The sequence below is a fragment of the Spirillospora sp. NPDC049652 genome (assembly GCF_040675125.1).
GTDB lineage: Bacteria > Actinomycetota > Actinomycetes > Streptosporangiales > Streptosporangiaceae > Spirillospora.
This window is the reverse complement of the sequence record NZ_JBFAOF010000911.1, coordinates 1-2,859: the sequence shown is the minus strand read 5'-3', so window position 1 is coordinate 2,859 and position 2,859 is coordinate 1. Positions and strand designations below refer to the sequence as shown.

The following is a 2,859-nucleotide window of genomic DNA, read 5'->3' as shown; positions in this document are numbered from 1 at the left end:
CCGGCCGGCCGGGACGACGCGTGCGGGCCGGCCGTCCGTGACCGTTACGGTGGCGTCATGATCCGCGTGGTGGTCGCCGACGACCAGGCCGTGGTGCGCGCGGGGATCGCGGCCATGGTCGGCGCCGAACCCGACATGACCGTGGTCGGCCAGGCGGGCGACAGCGAGACTGCCGTGGCCCTCGCCGCCTCCCTCCGCCCCGACGTCGCGCTCATGGACATCCGCATGCCCGGCGCGGGCGGGCTCGCCGCCACCACCCGGATCACCGCCGAGGTCCCCTCGACCCGGGTGGTCGTGCTGACGACGTTCGACCTGGACGAGTACGTGTTCGCCGCCCTGCGCGCGGGCGCGGCGGGGTTCCTGCTGAAGGACGCCGACCCGGAGCGGGTGATCGACGCGGTGCGGCTCGCGGCGCGCGGCGACGCGCTGCTCGACCCGGCCGTGACCGGACGGCTGATCGGCCGGTTCGCCGGCGGTCCCGGCCCGGCCGAGGCCGAACGGCTCGCCGCGCTCACCCCCCGCGAGACGGAGGTGCTCCGCCGGGTGGCGCGCGGCCTGACCAACGTGGAGGTGGCCGCCGAGCTCGGCATCAGCCCGGCGACGGTGAAGGACCACGTCGCGGCGGTGCTCGGCAAGCTCGACGTCCGCGACCGGGTCCAGGCGACGATCTTCGCGTACGAGAGCGGCCTCATCCGTCCCGGCATCCGCTGACGCGACGGCCCCGCCGCGTCACGTAGCTCCGGAAGTGCTCGCCCCCGCCGGACGGCGGGGTGGGGCCCGCCGTCCGGCGGGGTTCCGGCCTCGTGAAGTTGGCTCTGAGGTGCCGGGATTCGGGCTCTTCCCGTTTCTAGCGTGACCCGTATGTCACGTACCGTCCTGCGTCGGACCTCCGGCGTCCTCCTGCTCATCGCCGCCGTGGTGGTGGCCCCGCTCGCGGGCGTCGCCGGTTTCGCCGGCCTCGCGGCCGTCACCGCCGAGATCCCGCTCCTCGCCGCCGTCGGCCTGCTGGTCGTGGCCGGCGCCGGCCTCCTGCTCGGCCTCCCGGCGTTCACCCTGATCGGAGTGCGCCGCAGGCGAGGAGCCGCCCTGCTCCTCAGCGCCGGTCTCGCCGCCGCCATGGCCGCGGTCGCCTCGGCCACCGTCTTCCACCCCGGTCCCGTCCCGGCGAACGCCGCGCCTCCCGCCGGCGTCCGGTTCTGGAACCTGCCTACCGGCTCCCGGATCGCCTACGTCCACGCCCCGGCCTCCGGCAAGCCCAGGCCGACGCCCGTGGTGTTCCTCCACGGCGGCCCCGGCACGCCCGGCGAGGGGATCCCGGTGGCGGGGGCCGCGCTCGCCGCCGACGGCTTCGACGTGTACGCCTACGACCAGCTCGGCGCGGGGCGGTCTACCAGGCTGTCCGACGTCACCGGCTACACGGTGGCACGCCACGTCGCCGACCTGGACGCGATCCGCACCGCCCTCGGCGCGGACAAGATCATCGTTGTCGGGCAGTCCTGGGGCGGCTCCCTCGCCGCGCAGTACCTCGCGGCTCATCCCGAGCACGTCGCCAAGGTCGTGTTCACCGCTCCCGGCGGCCTGTGGCTGCCCGCCCTGCCGGACGGCGACGGCGACCCGTGGAGCCGGCTCACACCGTCGCAGAAGAAGCGCTACGACGAGCTGACGTCCTCGCCGCGCCTGCTCGCCGCCGTCCTCCTCCTGCGCGTCAACCCACGTGCCGCCCACGCCCTGCTCGGCGACCGCGAGGCGGACGAGCGGTTCCACGAGCTGGCGCTGGTCGGAAAGGACACCACCTCGTGCCCCGGCGCGACGCCGAGGACGCCGCACCAGAACCGGCAGGGCTTCTACGTCAACCAGATCACGAGCAAGGACTTCCGCAGGGTCCCGGACCCGCGTCCCGCGCTGCGGCGGCTCCGGACACCGGCGCTGATCATGCGCGGCGAATGCGACTTCGTGAAGTGGACGGCGACCTACGACTACCGCCGGACCCTCCCGAACTCGACGCTCGTCATGATCAGGGGCGCCGGCCACGCCATCGCCGGCGACCAGCCCGCCGCGTACACCGGCCTCCTCGAAGCCTTCCTCCTCGGCCGGCGTCTCCCGCTTCCCGCCTACACCTCGGCGGATCCCCCGCGCTGAAGCCCGCGGGCCCGCGGCGAGAACGGTCGCGGCGCGGGGCCTCTCAGCGGCGGGGATTGACCCGGCGGGTCGCGGTCGCCCGCGTCGGATCGTCCGGCCAGGGATGGCGCGGGTAGCGGCCGCGCAGTTCCGCCCGGACGGCCCGGTACCCCTCCCGCCAGAACGACGCCAGGTCGGACGTCACGGCGGCGGGTCGCCCGGCGGGCGACAGCAGGTGCACGACGAGCGGGACGCGGCCGCCCGCGATGCGGGGAGCGGCCTCCCAGCCGAACAGCTCCTGCAGCTTGACCGCGAGCACCGGGTGCTCCCCCGAGTAGTCCACGCGCACCCGCGAACCGGACGGCACCTCGACGCGTTCGGGAGCGAAGTCGTCCAGCCGCGCGGCGCACTCCCAGGGCAGCAGGCCGCGCAGCGCGGAGGCCACGTCGATCTTCGCCAGGTCGGAGCGGCGGCGCGCCCGGGACGCGTCGATCCACGTCCCGGCATGCCCGGTCAGCGCGGCGTCGTCCACGGCGGGCCAGGGGTCGCCCAGCTCGCGGTGGAGGAAGGCGAGCCGCTCGCGCAGCGCGTTCGCCGCGTCGGTCCAGCGGAGCAGCGCCGGGCCCTCCGCGCGCAGGCCGTCCAGCAGCGCGCCGCGCACGAGCTTCGGATCGGGATCGCGGAGCGGACGCGCGGCCAGCTCGAGCGCGCCGGGTCGAGCGGCTCGGCGCGATCGAGGCG

3 protein-coding genes are annotated in these 2,859 nt (G+C 75.7%); 2 read left to right on the top strand and 1 reads right to left on the bottom strand.

The window, feature by feature from the left end:
* Window positions 1-57 precede the first annotated feature (57 nt).
* A complete protein-coding gene (locus AB0J52_RS34755; protein ID WP_500187144.1) occupies window positions 58-711 on the top strand; it encodes a response regulator in 654 nt (217 codons plus the stop codon).
* 150 nt (window positions 712-861) lie between these two features.
* On the top strand, window positions 862-2,139 hold the full coding sequence (locus AB0J52_RS34750) for an alpha/beta hydrolase (protein ID WP_500187143.1): 1,278 nt from the start codon (window positions 862-864) through the stop codon (window positions 2,137-2,139).
* Between the two features lie 43 nt (window positions 2,140-2,182).
* Here AB0J52_RS34750 and AB0J52_RS34745 read toward each other — a convergent pair.
* The coding region (locus tag AB0J52_RS34745) for an ATP-dependent helicase C-terminal domain-containing protein (RefSeq protein WP_500187142.1) at window positions 2,183-2,859 on the bottom strand (677 nt) is incomplete at its 5' end.